This window comes from Spectribacter acetivorans (assembly GCF_031846305.1).
In the GTDB taxonomy this organism is placed as follows: domain Bacteria; phylum Pseudomonadota; class Gammaproteobacteria; order Nevskiales; family Salinisphaeraceae; genus Spectribacter; species Spectribacter acetivorans.
Genome location: NZ_JAVRHY010000013.1, coordinates 42349 through 65427 on the forward strand (window position 1 = coordinate 42349; position 23079 = coordinate 65427).

General features: G+C 63.7%; 20 protein-coding genes and 4 tRNA genes. 23 read left to right on the forward strand and 1 reads right to left on the reverse strand.

The window, feature by feature from the left end; translation table 11 throughout:
* Positions 1 to 2: 2 nt before the first annotated feature.
* Positions 3 to 851, forward strand: a complete 849-nt coding sequence (fdhD, locus tag RM531_RS12685; protein ID WP_311659735.1) for a formate dehydrogenase accessory sulfurtransferase FdhD — start codon at positions 3 to 5, stop codon at positions 849 to 851.
* Positions 844 to 1083 (forward strand): formate dehydrogenase subunit delta, encoded by a 240-nt coding sequence (locus RM531_RS12690; protein WP_311659737.1) that lies wholly within the window; start codon positions 844 to 846, stop codon positions 1081 to 1083. The genes fdhD and RM531_RS12690 overlap by 8 nt, the downstream gene beginning before the upstream one ends.
* Here RM531_RS12690 and RM531_RS12695 read toward each other — a convergent pair.
* Positions 1075 to 2001 (reverse strand): LysR family transcriptional regulator, encoded by a 927-nt coding sequence (locus tag RM531_RS12695; RefSeq protein ID WP_311659739.1) that lies wholly within the window; start codon positions 1999 to 2001, stop codon positions 1075 to 1077. The genes RM531_RS12690 and RM531_RS12695 overlap by 9 nt on opposite strands.
* Before the next feature lie 154 nt (positions 2002 to 2155).
* Between RM531_RS12695 and RM531_RS12700 the strand changes: the two genes are divergently transcribed.
* The 21 genes from RM531_RS12700 (at position 2156) to rplW (ending at position 23053) form a co-directional block, all read left to right on the forward strand.
* Positions 2156 to 2240: transfer RNA gene (locus RM531_RS12700), tRNA-Tyr, on the forward strand.
* 80 nt (positions 2241 to 2320) lie between these two features.
* Positions 2321 to 2394: transfer RNA gene (locus tag RM531_RS12705), tRNA-Gly, on the forward strand.
* Between the two features lie 171 nt (positions 2395 to 2565).
* Positions 2566 to 2640: transfer RNA gene (locus tag RM531_RS12710), tRNA-Thr, on the forward strand.
* A gap of 185 nt (positions 2641 to 2825) precedes the next feature.
* Positions 2826 to 4016: an elongation factor Tu gene (gene tuf / locus RM531_RS12715; protein WP_311659740.1), complete on the forward strand. Its 1191-nt coding sequence runs from the start codon at positions 2826 to 2828 to the stop codon at positions 4014 to 4016.
* Between the two features lie 139 nt (positions 4017 to 4155).
* Positions 4156 to 4231: transfer RNA gene (locus RM531_RS12720), tRNA-Trp, on the forward strand.
* 37 nt (positions 4232 to 4268) lie between these two features.
* Positions 4269 to 4643 (forward strand): preprotein translocase subunit SecE, encoded by a 375-nt coding sequence (gene secE / locus RM531_RS12725; protein WP_311659742.1) that lies wholly within the window; start codon positions 4269 to 4271, stop codon positions 4641 to 4643.
* Positions 4644 to 4654: 11 nt separating this feature from the next.
* Positions 4655 to 5188, forward strand: a complete 534-nt coding sequence (nusG, locus tag RM531_RS12730; RefSeq protein WP_311659743.1) for a transcription termination/antitermination protein NusG — start codon at positions 4655 to 4657, stop codon at positions 5186 to 5188.
* 149 nt (positions 5189 to 5337) lie between these two features.
* Positions 5338 to 5766 carry a 50S ribosomal protein L11 gene (rplK, locus tag RM531_RS12735; RefSeq protein WP_311654048.1) on the forward strand — a complete coding sequence of 143 codons (429 nt, stop codon included), beginning with the start codon at positions 5338 to 5340 and terminating at the stop codon, positions 5764 to 5766.
* A 4-nt stretch (positions 5767 to 5770) separates the two neighbouring features.
* A complete protein-coding gene (rplA, locus tag RM531_RS12740; RefSeq protein ID WP_311659744.1) occupies positions 5771 to 6466 on the forward strand; it encodes a 50S ribosomal protein L1 in 696 nt (231 codons plus the stop codon).
* 271 nt (positions 6467 to 6737) lie between these two features.
* A complete protein-coding gene (gene rplJ / locus RM531_RS12745) occupies positions 6738 to 7265 on the forward strand; it encodes a 50S ribosomal protein L10 (protein WP_311659787.1) in 528 nt (175 codons plus the stop codon).
* Between the two features lie 90 nt (positions 7266 to 7355).
* The gene (gene rplL, locus RM531_RS12750) at positions 7356 to 7742 is read left to right on the forward strand and encodes a 50S ribosomal protein L7/L12 (RefSeq protein ID WP_311654045.1); all 387 of its coding nucleotides are present in this window, start codon (positions 7356 to 7358) and stop codon (positions 7740 to 7742) included.
* 260 nt (positions 7743 to 8002) lie between these two features.
* Positions 8003 to 12088 carry a DNA-directed RNA polymerase subunit beta gene (gene rpoB / locus RM531_RS12755; protein WP_311659788.1) on the forward strand — a complete coding sequence of 1362 codons (4086 nt, stop codon included), beginning with the start codon at positions 8003 to 8005 and terminating at the stop codon, positions 12086 to 12088.
* Positions 12089 to 12186: 98 nt separating this feature from the next.
* A complete protein-coding gene (rpoC, locus tag RM531_RS12760; protein ID WP_311659745.1) occupies positions 12187 to 16425 on the forward strand; it encodes a DNA-directed RNA polymerase subunit beta' in 4239 nt (1412 codons plus the stop codon).
* A 148-nt stretch (positions 16426 to 16573) separates the two neighbouring features.
* On the forward strand, positions 16574 to 16948 hold the full coding sequence (gene rpsL, locus RM531_RS12765) for a 30S ribosomal protein S12 (RefSeq protein WP_311654043.1): 375 nt from the start codon (positions 16574 to 16576) through the stop codon (positions 16946 to 16948).
* Between the two features lie 13 nt (positions 16949 to 16961).
* Positions 16962 to 17435, forward strand: coding sequence for a 30S ribosomal protein S7 (gene rpsG / locus RM531_RS12770; RefSeq protein WP_311654042.1), 474 nt, complete (start codon positions 16962 to 16964; stop codon positions 17433 to 17435).
* A 36-nt stretch (positions 17436 to 17471) separates the two neighbouring features.
* Positions 17472 to 19586, forward strand: coding sequence for an elongation factor G (fusA, locus tag RM531_RS12775; protein ID WP_311659746.1), 2115 nt, complete (start codon positions 17472 to 17474; stop codon positions 19584 to 19586).
* 12 nt (positions 19587 to 19598) lie between these two features.
* Positions 19599 to 20789 carry an elongation factor Tu gene (tuf, locus tag RM531_RS12780; protein WP_311659740.1) on the forward strand — a complete coding sequence of 397 codons (1191 nt, stop codon included), beginning with the start codon at positions 19599 to 19601 and terminating at the stop codon, positions 20787 to 20789.
* A 172-nt stretch (positions 20790 to 20961) separates the two neighbouring features.
* Positions 20962 to 21276, forward strand: coding sequence for a 30S ribosomal protein S10 (rpsJ, locus tag RM531_RS12785; RefSeq protein WP_311654039.1), 315 nt, complete (start codon positions 20962 to 20964; stop codon positions 21274 to 21276).
* A 147-nt stretch (positions 21277 to 21423) separates the two neighbouring features.
* On the forward strand, positions 21424 to 22143 hold the full coding sequence (gene rplC, locus RM531_RS12790; RefSeq protein WP_311659747.1) for a 50S ribosomal protein L3: 720 nt from the start codon (positions 21424 to 21426) through the stop codon (positions 22141 to 22143).
* Positions 22144 to 22148: 5 nt separating this feature from the next.
* Positions 22149 to 22757: a 50S ribosomal protein L4 gene (gene rplD, locus RM531_RS12795; RefSeq protein ID WP_311659748.1), complete on the forward strand. Its 609-nt coding sequence runs from the start codon at positions 22149 to 22151 to the stop codon at positions 22755 to 22757.
* A complete protein-coding gene (gene rplW / locus RM531_RS12800; RefSeq protein ID WP_311659750.1) occupies positions 22754 to 23053 on the forward strand; it encodes a 50S ribosomal protein L23 in 300 nt (99 codons plus the stop codon). The genes rplD and rplW overlap by 4 nt, the downstream gene beginning before the upstream one ends.
* Positions 23054 to 23079 lie beyond the last annotated feature (26 nt).

A 23079-nucleotide genomic window follows, 5' to 3' on the forward strand; every position in this document is an offset into this window, starting at 1 on the left:
TCATGACCGCCCCGGTCGACAGGGCCGATGCCGACCAGGCCTGGGTGGCCGGTCGGATAACCGCGCAGCGGTGGTCGGACGGCGCGGTCGAGCCGGTCACGCGCGCCTTCCCCGAGGAAGTGCCGGTGGCCGTGGTGGTCAACGACGAAAACTACGCGGTGATGCTGGCGTCGCCGGCCGATACCGAGGACTTCGCCTACGGGTTCCTGCGGTCGGAAGGCGTGATCCGGCATCCGGACGAAGTGGACAGCGTGATTCGGCACCTGCGGCCGGAAGGGCATGTCGTCGAGGTTCGTCTGATCGGGGAAATGCCGGCGTCCGCGCGACGCGAACGACGCCTGGCCGGGGTGAGCAGTTGCGGCCTGTGCGGGGTGGAAAGCCTGCGCGACGCCATCAAGCCGCTCGGGCGCGTACCCGACGGCCCGGCCTTCGACGGCAACGCGGTGCTGCGGGCCATGGCGGGGCTGCGCGACCACCAGCCGTTCAACGCGGTGGCGGGGGCCATGCATGCGGCGGCTTTCGCTGGTCCCGACGGCATGCTGCGGACGGCCCGCGAGGATGTGGGTCGACACAATGCCCTGGACAAGCTTATCGGCGCTCTGCTGCGAGACCGTGTGGATCCGGCGAGCGGCTTCGTGGTGATGTCGAGCCGCTGCAGTTATGAACTGGTTCAGAAGGCCTCGGCGTTCGGCCTGCGCCTGCTGTGCACCGCCTCGGCCCCGACCGCCCTGGCGGTACGGCTGGCGCGCGAGGCCAACATCACGCTGGCCTGTCTGGTGCGGGACGGCGGTTTTCTGCTGATGACGGGGGCGGAGCGAATGCAAATGCGGGAGGTGATCGCGAATGGATGACCACAAGATGGTTCACATGGCCAATCAGATTGCCGCCTACTTTCAGGCTTATCCCGAAGCACGTGCCCGGGAGGGCGTGCTCGACCACATCGTGAAATTCTGGCCGCCGCAGATGCGTTCTCAGCTGGTGGCATTCCGGGTCGGGGGCGGCGAAGGGCTGCACCCCCTGGTGGAGTGGGCCGCCCAGGAGTTGTCCGACGCAAATGCCGGGGCGCCCGCCGGTTCAGCCTGAATCCGCGGGGAGCAGGTGGTCGCCCGCCAGCGGAAACAGCGGCGTATCCCGGCAGACCTCGAACAGGGCAGCCACGATCGGCGATAGCGGGTCGCGTGCCAGGGTGACCAAGCCCACCTGGTGGCGCACCTCCGGCTCCACCAGTGGAATGCTGTGCACCGTGCTCTCGTTGCCGAACAGCTCGCTGAAATAGGCGGGCATGATGCTGGCCCAGCCGCCGAAGCGGACATGGGACCACAGCGCGACCACCGAATCCGTCTCGATTTCCGCCACCGGGCTGCACTGCGCAGCGTGAAACGCGCCGTTGATGATGCGCCGGTTCTGCATGTTGGGCGTGAGCAGGCAGAGCGGCAGCGCCGCCGCCTCGGCCCAGGTCACGCTTTCGCGGTTGGCCCACTCGTGCTCGGCCGGCAGAAACAGCTGGTAGTGCTCGTCATAGAGATGCCGGGTCTCCATACGCTCGATCGGCTCGTTATCGAGATAGGTAATACCGGCGTCGAAGTGGAACGCCTCCACCTCCCGAAGAATCTTGTCCGACGTGCGCGAATGGACGGACACCGCGACGCTGGGATAACGCGCGCGCATGGCACCGGATACCGCCACCACCATCGGCAGCGCGGACGGGATCACGCCCAGCGCCAGGCGCCCGCTCAGGCCGCCCTTGAGCGCGGAAAGCTCCTGGCGCATGGCATCGCAGTTATCGAGAATGGTCTCGGCCCAGCGCAGCACCCGTTCGCCTTCCGCGGTCAGCGCGTGATACCGGTGGTCGCGTTCCACGATCGGCACGCCCAGTTCCTGCTCCAGCTGGCGGATGCGGCCGGAGAGCGTGGGTTGGGTGACGTTGCAGCGCTGCGCCGCCCGCGTGAAATGTCGCTCCTGGGCAAGCGCGGAAAGATACTGAAGCTGCCGGATATCCATGGGGACGGACCCTGCCGAAGTTCGCTGACCGGCATGGTAACCGAGTCGATGGCGAATCGCCGCGCCGGCGGTTGACATCGTGCCGGTGAACCCGAAGAATACGCGGCTCTTCGCGGCCGGGTACGTGTCCCAAAGCTGCGGAGCGAGAAGCACCGGAGGGGTGCCCGAGCGGTCAAAGGGAGCAGACTGTAAATCTGCCGGCTTAGCCTTCGAAGGTTCGAATCCTTCCCCCTCCACCAAACAGGAAGCAGCCGCTAGCGGTTCTGCCGGTATTCGGCTGGCCGAAGAGCGAGGATTAGCGGGTGGGTTTAACGAGCAGGCGGGCGTAGTTCAACGGTAGAACCTCAGCCTTCCAAGCTGATGATGTGGGTTCGATTCCCATCGCCCGCTCCAGAATAACGAGGATGAGCAGCGACGAGTGAGTGGATGGTAATGGCGCCGCCAGGCGGGCTGATGATGTGGGTTGCTCGGCGTATCCATGCGCCTCGCCCTTCGGGCTCCCTGACGGTCGCGCCGATTCGTTCCATACGAATCGGTCGATTCCCATCGCCCGCTCCAGATCATGCCCGGATAGCTCAGTGGTAGAGCACTCCCTTGGTAAGGGAGAGGTCGGCGGTTCAAATCCGCTTCCGGGCTCCATGTTGATTCCGCCGGTCGGGCTTCCAGCCGCCACGGTGGAAGGCGAGCCGAGAATGCGGTTCTCGGTTCGCTACCGGTCGGGCATGCCGGCCGTTGGCACGGCCTTGTGCCATTGGGAGTCGTAAGACGGCTCCTTGTCGGGAAGGTTTCGGGAAACGGACTAGATACAAAGGTAGGCAGCATCCATGTCCAAAGCAAAATTCGAGCGCAGCAAGCCGCACGTGAATGTGGGCACGATTGGTCATGTTGACCATGGCAAGACGACGTTGACGGCGGCGTTGACGGTGGTATCGAACCGGTTGTTCGGGTCGGAGCTGTCGGCGTTTGACATGATTGACAAGGCGCCGGAAGAGAAGGCGCGCGGCATCACGATTTCGACCTCGCACGTCGAGTACGAATCGGAAGGCCGTCACTACGCCCACGTGGACTGCCCGGGTCACGCCGACTACGTCAAGAACATGATCACCGGTGCCGCGCAGATGGACGGCGCGATTCTGGTGGTGAGTGCGGCCGACGGCCCCATGCCGCAGACGCGCGAGCACATCCTGCTGTCGCGCCAGGTTGGCGTACCGCACATCGTTGTCTACCTGAACAAGGCCGACATGGTGGATGACGCCGAACTGCTCGAGCTGGTGGAAATGGAAGTGCGCGAACTGCTCGACGCCTACGACTTCCCCGGCGACGACACCCCCGTGATCGTCGGCAGTGCCCTCAAGGCCCTGGAAGGCGAAGAGTCCGAGCACGGCATCGAATCCATCGTCAAGCTCGTGCGCGCGATGGACGACTTCATCCCCGAGCCCGACCGTGCCGTGGACGGCGCCTTCATCATGCCGGTGGAAGACGTCTTCTCCATCTCCGGTCGCGGCACCGTGGCCACCGGCCGTATCGAGCGTGGCATCGTCAAGGTGGGCGACGAGATTGCGATTGTCGGCCTCAAGGACACCGCCAAGACCACCGTCACCGGCGTGGAAATGTTCCGCAAGCTGCTTGACGAAGGCCAGGCGGGCGACAACGTCGGCATTCTGCTTCGCGGCACCAAGCGCGAAGACATCGAGCGCGGCCAGGTGCTGGCCAAGCCGGGCAGCATCACCCCGCACACCAAGTTCGAGTGCGAGGTGTACGTCCTGAAGAAGGAAGAGGGCGGTCGTCACACCCCGTTCTTCAAGGGCTATCGGCCGCAGTTCTACTTCCGGACCACCGACGTGACCGGCGCCTGCGAGCTGCCGGCGGACGTCGAGATGGTGATGCCGGGTGACAACGTCACCATGAACGTGGAACTGATTGCCCCGATCGCCATGGAAGAAGGCCTGCGCTTTGCGATTCGCGAAGGCGGCCGCACCGTGGGCGCCGGGGTGGTGACCAAGATTACGGAGTAGGTCGGAAGGCCGCCGGTCCGGGCGCCCCGTGCGACCCGGGCCGGCCTTTTCGGCAGGCCGTACTGCCCGATTGCGAGCGACGCTTGTCGGTGCCCGCAGTTGTGGTACCATCCGCCTCCTTTTTCGGCGGCGCATCGACAGGCCAGTAGCTCAATTGGCAGAGCAGCGGTCTCCAAAACCGCAGGTTGGGGGTTCGAGTCCCTCCTGGCCTGCCATCTCAGTGTGCTGACCCGGTTCAGGATTGTAGATTCCATGGCAACTCAGGAAGAACACGGCAGTTCCGTGAAGGACACCGCGCTGCTCTGGCTGGCGGTGCTTGTCCTCGGCGGCAGCATGTTCGCCTATTACTGGTTCGAGCCGCAGTACAGCGACCTCGTCCGGGTCCTCGGCATGCTGGCGGGCGCGGCGGTGGCGGTGTTCATCGGCCTGCAGAGCGCGACCGGCAAGACGGCCTGGTCCTATATACAGGGGTCGCGCACCGAATTGCGCCGGGTGGTCTGGCCGGGTCGTCAGGAAACCATCCAGACGACGTTGATGGTCATTGTCGTGGTCATGATTCTTGCCGTTTTCATCTGGGCGCTGGACGTGATGCTCGGATGGGGCGTGCAGATGTTGACGGGTCGATAGGGGTTGTGGTGATGGCCAAGCGTTGGTACGTGGTTCACGCCTATTCCCAATACGAGAATCAGGTCAAGAAGGCCTTGATCGAGCACGTCAAGCGTCACGAAATGGAAGAGCATTTCGGCGATATTCTCGTGCCCACCGAGGAAGTGGTGGAGATCAAGGAAGGGCAGCGCCGCACCACGGAACGCAAGTTCTTTCCCGGCTATGTGCTCGTCAACATGGAAATGAACGACGACACCTGGCACCTGGTGAAGAACGTGCCCAAGGTGCTGGGCTTCATCGGTGGCACCGCGGACCGGCCGGCGCCGATTTCCGACAAGGAAGCCGCGCAGATACTCAACCGGGTCGAGGAGTCGGTGGAAAAGCCTCGGCCCAAGACCCTGTTCGAACCGGGCCAGGAGGTGCGTGTTACCGATGGCCCGTTCGCCGACTTCAACGGCGTGGTCGAGGAAGTCAATTACGACAAGAATCGCCTGCGGGTGGCGGTGATGATCTTCGGGCGCTCCACGCCGGTGGATCTGGATTTCTCGCAGGTCGAGAAGGGATAACGCAGTTTCGCGTTTCGTGTTGTCGGTTTTGTGCCGAAGGGTGTGCGAGTAATGCCCTGCTCAAGATGCCGACGCGCGAGACATTTCACTGATCTGGGAGCCGCGGGCGGTTCGTCCGACCCCGGCGCTGGCACCAGAAAGAGGTAATCATGGCTAAGAAGATCAGCTCGTACATCAAGCTGCAGATTCCGGCCGGCAAGGCCAACCCGAGTCCCCCCGTGGGCCCGGCTCTGGGTCAGCACGGCGTGAATATCATGGAATTCTGCAAGGCGTTCAACGCCGAAACCCAGGATACCGAGGCCGGCCTGCCGATTCCGGTGGTGATCACGGTCTACGCCGATCGCAGCTTCTCCTTCGTCAAGAAGACGCCGCCGGCATCGATCCTGCTCAAGAAGGCCGCCAAGATCGACAAGGGCGCAGCCGATCCGCTCAAGGAAAAGGTGGGTCAGGTCACGCGCGCGCAGCTCGAGGAGATCGCCGAAACCAAGTGGCCGGATCTCAACGCAGCCGATATGGACGCCGCGGTGGCGATTATTGCAGGTAGTGCCCGGAGCATGGGCATCAAGGTGGAGGGCTGAAATCATGGCGAAACTCTCCAAGCGTCAGCGGCTGTTCCAGGAGAAGGTCGACGCCGAGCGCGCCTACTCGCTGGACGAAGCGATCACGCTGCTCAAGGAACTCTCGAACGCCCGTTTCAATGAATCCGTAGAGGTCGCGGTCAACCTCGGTGTTGACCCGCGCAAGTCCGACCAGAACGTGCGTGGCTCCACCGTCATGCCCAACGGCACGGGCAAGAGCGTGCGCGTAGCGGTCTTCGCCCAGGGCGACAAGGCCGACGCCGCCCGCGAGGCCGGCGCCGATATCGTGGGCTTCGACGACCTGGCCGAACAGATCCAGGGCGGCGAAATCAACTTCGACGTGGTGATCGCCTCCCCGGATGCGATGCCGGTGGTGGGCAAGCTGGGCCAGATTCTGGGCCCCAAGGGTCTGATGCCGAATCCCAAGACCGGCACCGTCACCGCCGATGTGGCAACGGCCGTGACCAACGCCAAGGCGGGTCAGGTGCAGTACCGCACCGACAAGGGAGGCATCATTCACTGCGGCATCGGCAAGCTGGATTTCGGTGCCGAGGCATTGACTCAGAACCTCAATGCGCTGATCGCCGATCTCAAGAAGGCGAAGCCCGCCAACGCCAAGGGCATTTATCTCCGGAAGATGACGCTGTCCACGACCATGGGTCCGGGGATAACGATCGATCATTCGGGCGTCGCCGCCTGAGGCGACACCCGATTAACCGCACCGGCCGGCCTCGGCTGACCGGTGCGGCAGAGGAATCTTTGCTGCGTAGCCCATCGATCAAGGCTGCGTCGTCAAAGACCGCCGGTGGCTGGCCTCACGGCCGGCATTAAAGGCGAATCAACGCCGGCCTGCGCAGATGGCGTGTCGTTATTGTCGCGATTCGCCGTTGAACGGCGCCGGTCTTGCGACCGGGGTCATCAAGGGAATCGGCGTCGCGTGTTGCGGCGTCGAACGACAAGGAGTGATGGCTATGGCCATGAGTTTTGAAGCCAAGAAGGCCATGGTTGCGGAAGTCAGTGATGTGGCTGGCCGTGCCCATTCCGCCGTGCTGGCGGAATACCGCGGATTGACCGCGGGCCAGATGGATGATCTTCGGGTCAAGGCACGCGAAGGCGGCGCCTACCTGAAGGTGGTCAAGAACAATCTGGCCAGGATCGCGCTCAAGGGCACCGACTATGAATGCATGAGTGATGCATTCGTGGGACCGGTGATCCTGGGATTCTCGCTGGAGGATCCGGGCTCGGCCGCGCGGGTGATCAGTGGTTTCATGAAGGGTAACCAGACCCTGAAGGTCACCGCGATCGCATTTTCGGGGCAGGTTCTGCCGGGCGAACAGCTCGACCGCCTTGCCAAGCTGCCGACCCGTGACGAGGCGCTGGCCCAGCTGATGGGCGTGATGACCGCGCCGATCACCAAGTTGGTCCGCACCACGCGCGAACCGGTGGCACAGGTTGCCCGTGCCACGGCGGCGGTGCGAGATCAGAAGCAGGCCGCCTGATACCGCGGGTCCGGCACAACCGGATCACCATGGTTTTAACGATAACCGAAGGCGGCCCCGGCCGCTGATACTGAACAGGAGTAAATGAAGATGGCTGCTAGCAAGGAAGAAGTACTCGAAGCGATCAGCGAGATGTCCGTGATGGACGTGGTCGAGCTGGTCGAGATGATGGAAGAGAAGTTCGGCGTGTCTGCCGCGGCGCCGGTGGCGGTTGCCGCTGGTGGTGCTGCCGGTGGTGACGCCGGTGGTGAGGCTGCCGAGGAGCAGACCGAGTTCGACGTCGTCATGTCCAGCTTCGGCGAGAACAAGGTCGGTGCCATTAAGGCCGTCCGTGCCATCACCGGCCTGGGTCTCAAGGAGGCCAAGGAGCTGGTCGAGGGTGCGCCGTCCACGATCAAGGAAGGCGTTTCCAAGGACGATGCCGCGGAAATGAAGAAGCAGCTGGAAGAAGCTGGCGCGTCCGTCGAGCTCAAGTGATCGGCGTCGGTTCATTGCCGACATCCGTTTACATGGCCGCCGTGTGCGGGCCGGGGGATTCCCCGGCTCGCGTGCGGCGTTCAGATTGAGCTATAATCGCGCGACAGTTGCTCACGACCATATTTCGACAACGCTGACAGAATTCGGCTGGTAGCCCAGAGGCTGCCGGCCTTTTCCCGTTGTCCGACTCTGGCCGCGCCAATAGCGGCCCCGTGCCGCCGCCATTCCGATGGCGCATCTCGATGAGGTTTGCAACAGACATGGCCTACTCTTTCACCGAGAAAAAGCGCATCCGCAAGGATTTTGCCAAGCAGCATTCCGTGCTGGAGCTGCCGTTCCTGCTGGCCACCCAGCTGGGCTCGTACCGGCAGTTCCTGCAGGTTGATCTCGATCCCGCCCGCCGAAACGACATCGGCCTGCACAGCGCCTTCAGCTCGGTCTTCCCGATGGTCAGCTATTCGGGCAGCGCCGCGCTGGAGTATGTCAGCTACCGCCTCGGTGAGCCGGCCTTCGACGAGAAGGAATGCCGCATCCGCGGGTTGACCTACTCGGCGCCGCTGCGGGTAACCGTGCGCCTGGTCATCTACGACAAGGAAAGCAAGGCCAACCCGAAGCCGGTCAAGGACATCCGCGAGCAGGAAGTCTACATGGGCGAACTGCCGCTCATGACCGATACCGGTACGTTCATTATTAACGGCACCGAGCGGGTGATCGTCAACCAGTTGCACCGCTCGCCGGGCGTGTTCTTCGATCACGACCGGGGCAAGTCGCATTCGTCGGGCAAGTTCCTGTACTCCGCCCGGGTGATTCCGTACCGCGGATCCTGGCTGGACTTCGAGTTCGATGCCAAGGACAACCTATACGTGCGCATCGACCGCCGCCGCAAGCTGCCGGCGACGGTGCTGTTGCGGGCGCTGGGCTATGACACCGAGCAAATGCTCGAGATGTTCCACGACACCAACATGTTCCACCTCACCGACAAGAAGGTGGAGATGGAGCTGGTGCCCGAGCGCCTTCGCGGCGAAACCGCCACGTTCGATATCAAGGCCGGCCGCAAGGTGGTGGTCGAGGAAGGCCGCCGCATTACCGTGCGCCACATCCGCCAGCTGGAAGAGGCGGGTGTCAACAAGCTGGACGTGCCCGAGGCCTATCTGGTTGGCAAGGTGCTGGCGCGCAACATCGTCGATACCGATAGCGGCGAAGTGCTGGCGGCGGCCAACGAGGAAATTACCGAGGAAACGGTCGAGTCGTTCCGGGCGGCGGGTATCAAGGATATTCCGACGCTCTACATCAACGATCTGGATCACGGTCCGTACATTTCCAACACGCTGCAGGTGGATACCACCACCACGCCGCTGGAAGCGCTGGTGGAAATCTACCGCATGATGCGTCCCGGCGAGCCGCCGACCAAGGACGCCGCGGAGAGCCTGTTCGGCAACCTGTTCTTCAACGCCGAGCGCTACGACCTTTCGGCCGTCGGCCGGATGAAGTTCAACCGGCGTCTGGGTCGTGACGAGGTCACCGGGGAGTCGGTGCTGTCCAACGACGACATCGCCGCGGTGATGCGTGAACTGATCAGCATCCGCAACGGCATCGGCACCACGGATGACATCGACCATCTCGGCAACCGCCGCGTGCGGTCGGTGGGCGAGATGGCCGAGAACGCCTTCCGCACCGGCCTGGTGCGGGTCGAACGCGCCGTTCGCGAGCGCCTGAGCATGGCCGAGAGCGAAGGCTTGATGCCCCAGGACCTGATCAACGCCAAGCCGGTGGCGGCCGCGGTCAAGGAGTTCTTCGGCTCCTCGCAGCTGTCGCAGTTCATGGATCAGAACAATCCGCTGTCCGAGGTCACCCACAAGCGCCGCGTCTCGGCACTGGGCCCGGGTGGTCTGACGCGTGAGCGCGCCGGTTTCGAGGTGCGCGACGTGCACCCGACCCATTACGGCCGTATCTGCCCGATCGAGACGCCGGAAGGCCCGAACATCGGCCTGATCAACTCCCTGTCCGTCTATGCCCGGACCAACGACTACGGTTTCCTGGAGACGCCCTACCGCAAGGTGGCGGACGGCCAGGTTACCGACGAGGTGGAGTACCTGTCGGCGATCGAGGAAGGCCGTTACGTGATCGCCCAGGCCAATGCCAAGACCGACGAGAAGGGTCGCCTGGTCAACGAGCTGGTGTCCTGCCGGCACGCCAACGAATTCACCCTGGCTTCGCCGGACCGCGTCCAGTTCATGGACGTGTCTCCGAAGCAGATCATGTCGGTGGCCGCGGCCCTGGTGCCGTTCCTGGAGCATGATGACGCCAACCGCGCCCTGATGGGGGCGAACATGCAGCGTCAGGCCGTGCCCTGCCTGCGGGCGGACAAGCCGCTGGTGGGTACCGGCATCGAGCGCAAGGTGGCGATCGACTCCGGCAATGCCGTGACCGCGCGTCGCGGCGGGCTGGTGGACAAGGTCGACGCCGCCCGCATCGTGGTGCGGGTCAACGACGACGAGACCTCCGCCGAGGAGGCCGGCGTCGACATCTACAACATGGTCAAGTACACGCGTTCCAACCAGAACACGTGCATGAACCAGAAACCGCTGGTCAAGCCCGGCGACGTGGTCGCCCGCGGCGACGTGCTGGCCGACGGGCCGAGCACCGACATGGGCGAACTGGCCCTGGGCCAGAACATGCTCTGCGCGTTCATGCCCTGGAATGGCTACAACTTCGAGGATTCCATCCTGATCTCGGAGCGTGTGGTCGAGCAGGATCGTTTCACCTCGGTGCACATCGAGGAAATGACCTGTGTGGCCCGCGAGACCAAGCTGGGCCCGGAAGAGATCACCGCGGACATCCCCAACGTCAACGAGTCGGCGCTGCAGAAGCTGGACGAGTCCGGCATCGCCTTCATCGGCGCCGAGGTCAAGTCCGGTGACATCCTGGTGGGCAAGGTCACGCCCAAGGGCGAATCGCAGCTCACTCCGGAGGAAAAGCTTCTGCGGGCAATCTTCGGCGAAAAGGCCTCGGACGTGAAGGACACGTCCCAGCGCGTGCCGCCGGGTATGGACGGCACCGTGATCGACGTGCGGGTGTTCACCCGCGACGGCGTCGAGAAGGACGCCCGGGCCCTGTCGATCGAGGAAGACGAGATCAAGGACGTGCGCAAGGATCTGAATGATCAGCTGCGCATCTTCGAGGACGACATCTTCGATCGTCTGCGGAGCATGCTCATGGGCAAGGTCGCCGACGGCGGTCCTGCCAAGCTCAAGGCCGGCGCCAAGATTTCGGCGGCGTACCTGGATGAACTGGACCGCAACAAGTGGTTCGACATCCGGCTGCGCAACGAGGAATCCCAGGCCCAGCTCGAGGCCATGGCCAAGCGGCTGAAGGATCAGAAGGCCGAATTCGACCGGCGCTTCGCCAACAAGAAGGAAAAGATCACCCAGGGTGACGAGCTGGCCCCGGGCGTGCTCAAGATGGTCAAGGTCTACCTGGCAGTGAAGCGTCGCTTCCAGCCGGGCGACAAGATGGCCGGCCGTCACGGCAACAAGGGTGTGGTCTCGCAGATCGTGCCGGTGGAAGACATGCCGCATCTCGAGGACGGCACCCCGGTCGACATCGCCCTGAATCCGCTGGGCGTGCCCTCGCGCATGAACATCGGCCAGGTGCTGGAGATTCACCTGGGCTGGGCGGCTCGCGGCATCGGCCATCGCATCGAGGAAATGCTCGAGCAGCAGAAGGCGGTTGCCGATATCCGCGGCTTCCTGGAAAAGGTGTACGCCACCACCGGATCGCATCCGGAGGACATTGGCAGCCTCAGCGATGACGAGGTCCTCACGCTGGCGGGCAACCTGGTTGGCGGTCTGCCGACCGCGACCCCGGTGTTCGACGGCGCGCACGAGGACGAAATCCGCGAGCTGCTCAAGCTGGCCGGTCTGCCGGAATCCGGACAGGCCACGCTGATCGACGGTCGTACCGGCGAGGCGTTCAGCCGGAAGGTAACCGTGGGTTACATGTACATGCTCAAGCTCAACCATCTGATCGACGACAAGATGCACGCGCGTTCGACCGGGCCGTACAGCCTGGTCACCCAGCAGCCGCTGGGCGGCAAGGCGCAGTTCGGTGGTCAGCGCTTCGGCGAGATGGAAGTCTGGGCGCTGGAGGCCTATGGCGCGGCCTATACCCTCCAGGAAATGCTCACGGTGAAGTCCGACGACGTCACCGGACGCACGCGCATGTACAAGAACATCGTGGACGGCAACCACCAGATGGAGGCGGGCATGCCCGAGTCGTTCAACGTGCTGACCAAGGAGATCCGCTCGCTGGGTCTGAACATCGAGCTGGAAGAGGACGACACGTGAGGGGGCGCGCCACCCGCTGATGCGGGTTCGGTGAGCCCGGCCGGCAGCGGCCGGGCCTCGCCCCGCCACCTTCACGCCTTACGCTTGCGGAGCAAGAAATGAGAGATCTGCTTAACCTGTTCAAGACCGAGGATCACGTCGAGGAATTCGACGCGCTCCGTATCAGCCTCGCGGCGCCGGACACGATCCGCTCCTGGTCCTTCGGCGAGGTCAAGAAACCGGAAACGATCAACTACCGCACCTTCAAGCCGGAGCGCGACGGGCTGTTCTGTGCCCGCATCTTCGGTCCGGTGAAGGACTACGAGTGCCTGTGCGGCAAATACAAGCGCATGAAGCACCGCGGCGTGATCTGCGAGAAGTGCGGCGTCGAGGTCACGCAGACCAAGGTGCGCCGCGAGCGCATGGGCCACATCGACCTGGCCTCGCCGGTCGCGCACATCTGGTTCCTGAAGAGCCTGCCGTCGCGCATCGGTTTGCTGATCGACATGCCGCTGCGGGCGATCGAGCGGATCCTCTACTTCGAGGCGTTCGTGGTCGTGGACGGCGGCATGACGCCGATGGAAGTCGGCACGCTGTTGACCGAAGAGGAATACCTCGACACGGTCGAGCAGTACGGCGACGAGTTCGACGCCCGCATGGGCGCGGAAGCCGTGCTCGAACTGCTCAAGCAGATCGACATGCCGACCGAGGCCGCCAAGCTCCGCGAGGAGATGAGTGCCACCGGCTCGGAAACCAAGATCAAGCGTCTGGGCAAGCGCCTCAAGCTGATCGAGAATTTCATGCATTCCGGCAACAAGCCCGAATGGATGATCATGGACGTGCTGCCGGTGCTGCCGCCGGATCTGCGGCCGCTGGTGCCGCTGGACGGTGGCCGCTTCGCCACCTCGGATCTCAACGATCTCTACCGGCGCGTGATCAATCGCAACAACCGCCTGCGTCGGCTGCTGGAGCTCAACGCCCCGGACATCATCGTGCGCAACGAAAAGCGCATGTTGCAGGAGTCGGTGGACGCGCTGATCGACAACGGCCGCCGCGGCCGCGCGATCACGGGTTCCAACAAGCGCCCGCTCAAGTCGCTGGCCGACATGATCAAGGGCAAGCAGGGCCGTTTCCGTCAGAATCTGCTGGGCAAGCGCGTCGACTACTCCGGCCGTTCGGTTATCGTGGTCGGGCCCACGCTGAAACTGCATCAGTGCGGTCTGCCCAAGAAGATGGCGCTGGAACTGTTCAAGCCCTTCATCTTCAGCCGCCTGCAGCGGCTGGGTCTGGCCTCGACCATCAAGGCCGCCAAGAAGATGGTGGAGCGCGAGGAGCCGGAAGTCTGGGACATGCTCGAGGAAGTCATCCGCGAGCACCCGGTCATGCTCAACCGCGCCCCCACGCTGCATCGCCTCGGCATCCAGGCCTTCGAGCCGGTGCTGATCGAAGGCAAGGCCATCCAGCTGCATCCGCTGGTGTGCACCGCCTTCAACGCGGACTTCGACGGCGACCAGATGGCCGTGCACGTGCCGCTGTCGCTGGAAGCGCAGCTGGAAGCCCGCGTGCTGATGATGGCCTCCAACAACATCCTGTCGCCGGCGTCCGGTGCACCGATCATCGTGCCCACCCAGGACGTGGTGCTGGGTCTTTACTGGATGACCCGCGAACGGGTGAACGCGCCGGGTGAAGGCATGATCTTCGCCGACGTGCCGGAACTGCGCCGGGCCTACGATTCCGACGCGGTCGATCTCCAGGCCAAGGTGCGGGTGCGCATCGATGATGTCGAACGCGACGAGGCCGGGGAACTGCACCGCAAGACCCACATCGTGGATACCACGGTGGGCCGGGCGCTGCTTTCGGAAATCCTGCCGGATTCGCTGCCGTTCTCGCTGATCAACCGTGAACTCGACAAGAAGGCGGTCGGCGACGTGATCAACGTGGCCTACCGCGAGGCCGGTCTCAAGGACACCGTGGTGTTCGCCGACCAGCTCATGTACACCGGTTTCCGTCTGTCCACCAAGGCGGGTATTTCCATCGGTCTGGACGACATGGTGGTGCCCCCGGAGAAGGCCAAGTTCCTGGCTCACGCCGAGGATGAGGTCAAGGAAATCGAGCAGCAGTACACCTCGGGTCTGGTGACCCAGGGCGAGCGTTACAACAAGGTCATCGACATCTGGTCGCGTGCCAACGAGCAGATCGCCGCGGCGATGATGAACCAGCTCGGTACCGACACCGTGACCGACGCCGAGGGCAACGCCGTCGACCAGGATTCGTTCAACTCGATTTTCATGATGGCCGACTCGGGCGCCCGAGGCAGTGCCGCCCAGATTCGTCAGCTCGCCGGCATGCGCGGCCTGATGGCCAAGCCGGACGGCTCCATCATCGAGACGCCGATCACCGCAAACTTCCGCGAGGGTCTGAACGTCCTGCAGTACTTCATCTCCACCCACGGCGCCCGCAAGGGTCTGGCCGATACCGCGCTCAAGACGGCCAACTCGGGTTACCTGACCCGCCGCCTGGTCGACGTGGCCCAGGACGTGGTCGTGACCGAGCCGGATTGCGACACCGAGGAAGGTGTGTGGATGTATCCGATCGTGGAGGGCGGCGACGTGGTCGAGCCCCTGCGCGAGCGGGTGCTGGGCCGGGTGCTGGCCCGGGACGTGCTCAAGCCGGGCAGCGACGATGTGCTGGTCGAGTCCGGCACGCTGCTGGACGAGAAGCTGGTCAGCTACATCGAGGACAACTCGGTCGACGAGCTGTTCGTGCGCAGCCCGATTACCTGTGAAACGTCGTTCGGCGTGTGCGCCCAGTGCTACGGCCGCGATCTGGCACGCGGTCAGCTGGTCAACATCGGCGAGGCCGTGGGCGTGATTGCCGCCCAGAGTATCGGCGAGCCGGGTACCCAGCTCACCATGCGTACCTTCCATGTGGGTGGCGCCGCGTCCCGTGCGGTGTCCGCCGACGGCGTGGCCGCCAAGTCCGGCGGTACCGCCAAGCTGCACAACATCAAGACCGTGCAGCATGCGGAAGGCGGACACCTGGTTGCGGTGTCGCGCTCCGGTGAAGTCGGCGTGCTCGACGAGAACCACCGGGAGAAGGAGCGCTACAAGATTCCCTATGGCGCCACCATCCACGTGGCCGACGGCGACGCGGTCGAGGCTCAGCAGCGGCTGGCCGACTGGGATCCGCACACCCATCCGATCGTCACCGAGGTGGCCGGCAAGGTGAAGTTCGAGGACTTCGTCGACGGCGTCACGGTGCAGCGGGAGGTCGACGAGATTACCGGCGTCTCCACCCTGGTAGTCACCGAGGCGAAATCGCGCGGCTCAGGCGGCAAGGACCTGCGGCCGGTGATCAAGCTGCTGGATGGCAAGGGCAAGGAACTCAATTTCCCGGGCACCTCCATCCCGGCGGCCTACAGCCTGCCGCCGAAGGCGATCGTGACCGTTGAGGATGGTCAGACCGTGGTGGTGGGCGATATTTGCGCCCGCATTCCGCAGGAATCGTCCAAGACTCGTGACATCACCGGTGGTCTGCCGCGCGTGGCCGATCTGTTCGAGGCGCGCAAGCCCAAGGTGCCGGCGATTCTGGCCGAGGCCGCGGGCACCATCCGCTTCGGCGAGGGGACCAAGGGCAAGCAGCGCATCAAGATCGTCGACGCCGACGGCAGCGAGACCGAGCTCCTGGTGCCCAAGTGGCGGCAGATCAACGTGTTCGAGGGCGAGCACGTGGATAAGGGTGAAATCATCTCCGATGGTGAGCCCATGCCGCATGACATTCTGCGGCTGCAGGGTATTCCCAAGCTGGCCGAGTACCTGGTCAAGGAAATCCAGGATGTGTACCGCCTGCAAGGCGTGCGCATCAACGACAAGCACATCGAGGCGATCATTCGTCAGATGCTGCGGCGGGTGGAGATCGTGGATCCGGGCGATACCCGCTTCCTGCAGGGCGAGCAGATCGAGTACCAGACGTTCCTGGAAGAAAACCGGCGTATTCAGGCCCGCGAAGAGCAACCCGCCACCTGTGAGCGGCTGTTGCTGGGTATTACCAAGGCGAGCCTGTCGACCGAATCCTTCATCTCCGCGGCGTCCTTCCAGGAGACCACCCGCGTACTCACCGAAGCCTCGGTACGGGGCGCGCGTGACGATCTGCGCGGCCTGAAGGAGAATGTCATCGTCGGCCGTCTGATCCCGGCTGGTACCGGTCTGGCCTACCACGAGCAGCGTCGGCGTGACCGCGGCGGACTGCTCGGCTTCCCCGATGCCGCCCCGGCGGCCGCGGTGGAAGAGGAGGCTCTGACCCTCGAGCCGGAGCCGTCCGCAGAGGGCGGCGACAGCGCCGACGACGACCAGGCGTAGACGTTTTGCCCGCGCCGGGGCCGGTTCTGCGGCCCCGGTGCGGTATATCTTGACACCCGGGGTGGGAGTCTTTAGTATTCGCCGCCTCGCCGTGACAGGCCGGGTGCCCCCGGCCTGTCTTTTATTACCGGAAACAAGGTTTTAGCTCGTGGCTACGGTGAATCAGCTCGTCCGTAAGGGACGCAAGAACAAACCGGTCAAGAACGCCGTGCCGGCGCTGCAGGGATGCCCGCAGCGACGGGGTGTTTGCACCCGCGTGTACACGACCACCCCCAAGAAGCCGAACTCGGCGCTGCGTAAGGTCGCCCGTGTGCGGCTTACCAACGGTTTCGAGGTCACCAGCTACATCGGCGGTGAAGGTCACAACCTGCAGGAGCACTCGGTGGTGCTGATCCGCGGCGGTCGTGTCAAGGACTTGCCCGGTGTGCGGTATCACACGGTGCGTGGCGCACTGGATGCGTCCGGCGTCGAAGCTCGTCGCCAGGGCCGCTCCAAGTACGGCGCCAAGAAGCCGAAGTCGTAAGGGATAATTAGATATGTCACGTCGTGCCGCCGCACCCAAGCGCGAGATCCTGCCGGATCCCAAGTTCAAGAGTGACCTGCTTGCCAAGTTCATGAATATGCTCATGCGCGATGGCAAGAAGTCCAAGGCCGAAGCCATCATGTATGGCGCGCTGACCGAAATTTCGTCGCGCAAGAAGACCGACAATCCGCTGGAAGTTCTCGAAGAGGCGCTGGACAACGTTCGTCCGGCGGTCGAGGTCAAGTCCCGGCGTGTCGGTGGTGCCACCTACCAGGTGCCGGTGGAAGTGCGCGCCGTGCGTCGCACCACGCTGGCGATGCGCTGGCTGATCGATGCCTCCCGCAAACGCGGCGAGCATTCCATGGCGCGGCGTCTGGCCGGCGAAGTGATGGACGCGGCCGAGTATCGCGGCGCGGCGGTCAAGAAGCGGGAAGACACGCATCGCATGGCCGAAGCCAACAAGGCGTTTTCGCACTTCCGCTGGTAAGCGGTCGCGACATTCGACACTACTGCAGAGATTTCCATGCCCCGCAAGCATCCTATTGAGCGCTATCGCAACATCGGCATCATGGCCCATATTGATGCCGGCAAGACGACCACGACCGAGCGCATCCTTTATTACACCGGCATCTCCCACAAGATGGGTGAGGTGCATGACGGTGCGGCCGTCATGGACTGGATGGCGCAGGAGCAGGAGCGCGGCATCACGATCACGTCGGCGGCTACTACCTGCTTCTGGCAGGGCATGGAGCAGCAGTTTCCCGAGCAGTACCGCATCAACATCATTGATACGCCCGGGCACGTCGACTTCACCATCGAGGTAGAGCGCTCCCTGCGAGTGCTCGACGGCGCGGTGTGTGTGCTGGACGCGAACGCCGGTGTGGAGCCGCAGACCGAAACGGTATGGCGGCAGGCCAACAAGTACCACGTGCCGCGCATGGTGTTCGTCAACAAGATGGACAAGCTCGGCGCGGATTTCTACCGCTGCGTCGACATGATCGACAAGCGCCTGGGCACCAAGCCGGTGCCGGTGCAGCTGCCGATCGGCGCCGAGGACAATTTCGAAGGCGTGATCGACCTGCTGCGCATGCAGGCGATCTACTGGAACGAGGAAGACGCCGGACGGACCTTCGAGGCGCGCGAGATTCCCGATGCGCTCAAGGCCGACGCCCAGAAGTATCGCGATGCGATGATCGAGGCGGCCGCGGAAGCCAACGAAGAGTTGATGGACAAGTATCTCGAGGGCGGTGAGCTCACCGACGACGAGATCAAGAACGGCCTGCGCCTGCGCACGCTGTCCACCGAAATCTGCCTGTGCCTGTGTGGCACGGCATTCAAGAACAAGGGCGTGCAGGCGCTGCTCGACGCGGTCGTCGACTACATGCCGTCGCCGGTCGAAGTGCCGCCGATCAAGGGTACCGACGCCAACGACGAGGACAAGCCGGTCGAGCGCAATGCCTCCGACGACGAGCCGTTCGCCGCGCTGGTGTTCAAGATTGCCACCGATCCTTACGTCGGGTCGCTGGCGTTCATCCGGGTCTACTCCGGGGTGCTCAGTTCGGGCGACTCGATCTACAACTCGATCGACGGCAAGAAGGAGCGAATCGGCCGACTGCTGCAGATGCACTCCAATACCCGCGAAGAGATCAAGGAAGTCCGCGCCGGTGACATCGCCGCGGTGGTCGGGCTCAAGAGCGTGACCACGGGCTACACCCTCTGCGCGCTCGATTCCCAGGTGATTCTGGAGCGCATGGAGTTCCCCGAGCCGGTGATCGCCGTGGCGGTCGAGCCCAAGACCAAGTCCGACCAGGAAAAGATGGGCGTCGCGCTGGGCAAGCTGGCCCAGGAAGATCCCTCCTTCCAGGTGCGCACCGACGAGGAATCCGGTCAGACCATTATTTCCGGCATGGGCGAGCTGCATCTGGAAATCATCGTTGACCGCATGAAGCGCGAGTTCAACGTCGAGGCCAATGTCGGCGCCCCGCAGGTCGCGTATCGCGAAACCATTCGCGCCGCGGTGGAGCAGGAAGGCAAGTTCGTGCGCCAGTCGGGTGGCCGTGGTCAGTACGGTCACGTGTGGCTCAAGATCGAGCCGCAGGAAGAAGCGGGCGCGGGTTACGAGTTTGTCAACGCGATTACCGGCGGTGTCGTACCCAAGGAATACATTCCGGCGGTCGACAAGGGCGTCCAGGAATGCATGCGGAATGGCGTCATAGCGGGCTATCCGATGGTTGACGTCAAGGTTACGCTGTACGACGGGTCGTACCACGATGTTGACTCCAACGAAACGGCGTTTAAAATTGCCGGCTCGATGGCGTTCCGTGAAGGCGCAAGCAAGGCCAAGCCGGTCCTGCTCGAGCCGATGATGGACGTCGAGGTGGTGACGCCCGAAGAATACATGGGCGATGTCATGGGCGATCTGAATCGCCGTCGCGGCACCATCAAGCAGATGGAAGACGGACCCACGGGCAAGACCCTGTCCGCCGAAGTGCCGCTGTCCGAGATGTTTGGTTATGCCACGGACGTGCGCTCCATGAGCCAGGGCCGGGCGACCTACACCATGCAGTTTGAGAAATATTCCGAGGCGCCGGCGAGCATCGCCGACGGCCTGATCAAGAAGCAACCGGCAGAAGCCTAAGGGGAGTTAGCCGTGTCGAAGGCAAAATTCGAGCGCAGCAAGCCGCACGTGAATGTGGGCACGATTGGTCATGTTGACCATGGCAAGACGACGTTGACGGCGGCGTTGACGGTGGTATCGAACCGGTTGTTCGGGTCGGAGCTGTCGGCGTTTGACATGATTGACAAGGCGCCGGAAGAGAAGGCGCGCGGCATCACGATTTCGACCTCGCACGTCGAGTACGAATCGGAAGGCCGTCACTACGCCCACGTGGACTGCCCGGGTCACGCCGACTACGTCAAGAACATGATCACCGGTGCCGCGCAGATGGACGGCGCGATTCTGGTGGTGAGTGCGGCCGACGGCCCCATGCCGCAGACGCGCGAGCACATCCTGCTGTCGCGCCAGGTTGGCGTACCGCACATCGTTGTCTACCTGAACAAGGCCGACATGGTGGATGACGCCGAACTGCTCGAGCTGGTGGAAATGGAAGTGCGCGAACTGCTCGACGCCTACGACTTCCCCGGCGACGACACCCCCGTGATCGTCGGCAGTGCCCTCAAGGCCCTGGAAGGCGAAGAGTCCGAGCACGGCATCGAATCCATCGTCAAGCTCGTGCGCGCGATGGACGACTTCATCCCCGAGCCCGACCGTGCCGTGGACGGCGCCTTCATCATGCCGGTGGAAGACGTCTTCTCCATCTCCGGTCGCGGCACCGTGGCCACCGGCCGTATCGAGCGTGGCATCGTCAAGGTGGGCGACGAGATTGCGATTGTCGGCCTCAAGGACACCGCCAAGACCACCGTCACCGGCGTGGAAATGTTCCGCAAGCTGCTTGACGAAGGCCAGGCGGGCGACAACGTCGGCATTCTGCTTCGCGGCACCAAGCGCGAAGACATCGAGCGCGGCCAGGTGCTGGCCAAGCCGGGCAGCATCACCCCGCACACCAAGTTCGAGTGCGAGGTGTACGTCCTGAAGAAGGAAGAGGGCGGTCGTCACACCCCGTTCTTCAAGGGCTATCGGCCGCAGTTCTACTTCCGGACCACCGACGTGACCGGCGCCTGCGAGCTGCCGGCGGACGTCGAGATGGTGATGCCGGGTGACAACGTCACCATGAACGTGGAACTGATTGCCCCGATCGCCATGGAAGAAGGCCTGCGCTTTGCGATTCGCGAAGGCGGCCGCACCGTGGGCGCCGGGGTGGTGACCAAGATTACGGAGTAGGCTTGGTTTTGCTCGGCCTACCAATCGGGCGAGCGACACCAGCCGAGAGCTCTCGTGAAGCACGCCGCAAGGCCTGTTCACGAGCAGGAATAAGGGCCGTATTGCCGGCCGGGTGGTTGCCCGGCCGGCAAGCGACAGCGGCACCCTTTCGATAAGCGAGACATAGTAAGCAATGGCAACGAGTCAGAATATCCGTATCCGTCTCAAGGCGTTCGATCATCGTCTGATCGACAAGTCGGCGCGCGAGATCGTGGAGACGGCCAAGCGGACCGGGGCTCAGGTGCATGGCCCGATCCCGTTGCCAACCCGCAAGGAGCGCTACACCGTGCTGATCTCGCCGCACGTCAACAAGGACGCGCGTGACCAGTACGAGATCCGCACGCACAAGCGGATGATGGACATCGTCGAGCCGACGGAAAAGACCGTCGATGCGCTGATGAAGCTCGACCTGGCTGCCGGCGTGGACGTGCAGATCAAGCTGCAGTAACAGCGCAGCGCCTTGACGACCGCCGGCCCGCGGGGCCGGCGATGAAAACTGAGTTTAACGGGCCGCTGCTTGAGACACGGCGGCGGCCTCTGACACTTGAACTGTCGCCCCCGTTAGCGAGTGGCGATAAGCAAGAAGGAACTGGTAATGGCGATAGGTTTGGTTGGCCGCAAGCGCGGCATGACGCGCGTGTTCACGGACGCGGGCGCCTCCGTGCCCGTGACGGTGGTTGAGGTCACGCCCAACCGTGTGACCCAGATCAAGACCGCCGACACCGACGGGTATAGCGCTGTTCAGGTGACCACCGGCGAACGCCGCGCCTCGCGCGTCAACCGGCCCAGCGCCGGTCATTTCAAGAAGGCAGGCGTGGACGCGGGTCGCGGTCTCTGGGAATTCCGGCTGGCCGACGGCGAGGACATGCCCAAGCTCAAGCGTCCGGTTGCCGCGGCTGAACCGGCCGAGGGCGAAGAGGCTGACGCCGAGCCGTCGTTCGAGGAAGTCGATATCGAAGTCGGTGCCGAAATCACCGCCTCGCTGTTTGAGGATGGCCAGGTGGTCGACGTGGTCGGCCGCTCCATCGGTAAGGGCTACGCGGGCGTGATCAAGCGTCACAACTTCCGTGCCCAGCGGGCGACCCACGGTAACTCCAAGGCGCATCGCGCGCCGGGTTCCATCGGTCAGAACCAGACGCCGGGGCATGTGTTCAAGGGCAAGAAGATGGCCGGCCACATGGGTGACGCGCGCACAACGGTTCAGAATCTCGAGATTTTCCGGGTGGATGCCGCGCGCAACCTGTTGCTCATCCGTGGCGGTATTCCGGGTGCCAAGGGCGGCGACGTGGTCATCCGTCCGGCAGTGAAAGGCTGAAAATAATGGAACTTGCGGTAGCCAACGACGCCTCCGGCGTCAACGTTTCCGACGAGTTGTTCGGCGTGGACTTCAAGCCGGCACTCGTTCATCAGGTGGTCACGGCCTATTTGGCCGGTGGCCGTGCCGGAACCAAGGCGCAGCGTACGCGCGCCCAGGTTCGGGGCGGCGGCAAGAAGCCGTGGCGGCAGAAGGGCACCGGCCGTGCCCGTGCCGGCACCATCCGTAGCCCGCTGTGGAAGGGTGGCGGCCGGATCTTCGCGGCGAGCCCGCGTGATTTCGGCCAGAAGGTCAACCGCAAGATGTATCGCGGTGCCATGCGCTCGATTCTCGCCGAGCTGGTTCGTCAGGATCGCCTGGTGGTGGTCAAGGAGCTGAGCCTGGCCGAGCGCAAGACGCGCAAGCTGCTCGAGTTCCTGGACGCGACCGGTGCCGGCCGACGTGGCCTGATCGTGGTGACCGAGGTGGACGAGAATCTCGCCTACTCGAGCAATAACATCCCCTATCTGTCGTTGACGGACGTGGCGGGACTGGATCCGGTGTCGCTGGTCGGCGCCGAGAAGGTGATCGTGACCGTCGACGCAATCAAGCAAATCGAAGGGTGGCTGTCGTGAATCAGGAACGCATCTACGAGGTCCTGCGCGCACCGCACGTATCCGAGAAGAGTTCGGTTCAGGCCGATGCCCACAATCAGGTCGTGTTCCAGGTGGCGGTGGATGCCACCAAGACCGAGATCAAGACCGCGGTGGAGAAGCTTTTCAAGGTTCAGGTCGAGGGCGTGACCACGCTGAACGTGAAGGGCAAGACCAAGCGTTTCCGCGGTCAGCCCGGCAAGCGCGCCGCCTGGAAGAAGGCGTATGTATCCCTTGCCGCCGGGCAGGAACTGGATTTTCTGAGCGGCGTCGAGTAGGCGACGCTCAAGTCACTAGACACGGA